General features: G+C 67.4%; 1 protein-coding gene. It reads right to left on the bottom strand.

All coding sequences use genetic code 11. From position 1 onward, the window contains the following. Positions 1–143 precede the first annotated feature (143 nt). Positions 144–614 (bottom strand): alpha-glucosidase C-terminal domain-containing protein (locus ADK57_RS13240; protein WP_234390160.1); only part of this gene is annotated, 471 nt, incomplete at its 5' end.

Below are 614 nucleotides of genomic sequence, written 5' to 3'. Positions count from 1 at the left end.
GAGGTCGCCGACGCCGTCACCGTTGCTGTCCTGGAAGGAGCGGACGAGGACCTCGTAGAAGACGGCGCGCTTGAACCACTCGGGGTCCCGGTCCTTGGCGGGAGTGTCCTCGAAGGTGTCCTGGACGGGCTCGTTGACGATCATTATGTGGGTGACCCTCCGATCTGCGGGGTGGACGGTCGCAGAACCGAACTGTGCTCACCCGGGGGATAACCCCCGGACCCCCGGCCGACGGTGAGCACATGTGCGCCGCCAGGCCCAAGGCGCACGTAGTTGGCCCTGCCCCAGTAGTAGGTCTCACCGGTGAGCTCGTCGCGCACCGGTACCGACTCGTGCCATTCCAGGCCGAGTTGCGGCATGTCCAACGAGACCGTGGCCTCCTGGGTGTGGTGGGGGTCGAGGTTGGCGACCACCAGAACCGTGTTCGAGCCGCTCCGCTTCGAGTAGGCGATCACCGCTTCCTGGTCCGCATGGTGGAAGTGGAGATCGCGCAGCTGCCGCAGGGCCGGGTTCGCGCGCCGGATCGTGTTGAGCCGGGTGATCAGGGGCGTCAGGCTGCGGCCCTCGCGGTCGGCCGCCTCCCAGTCGCGCGCCTTGATCTGGTACTTCTCCGA

Source organism: Streptomyces sp. MMG1533 (assembly GCF_001279775.1).
In the GTDB taxonomy this organism is placed as follows: Bacteria; Actinomycetota; Actinomycetes; order Streptomycetales; family Streptomycetaceae; genus Streptomyces.
The sequence above is the reverse complement of the archived record's forward strand: the minus strand, read 5'-3'. Positions and strand labels throughout refer to the sequence as shown.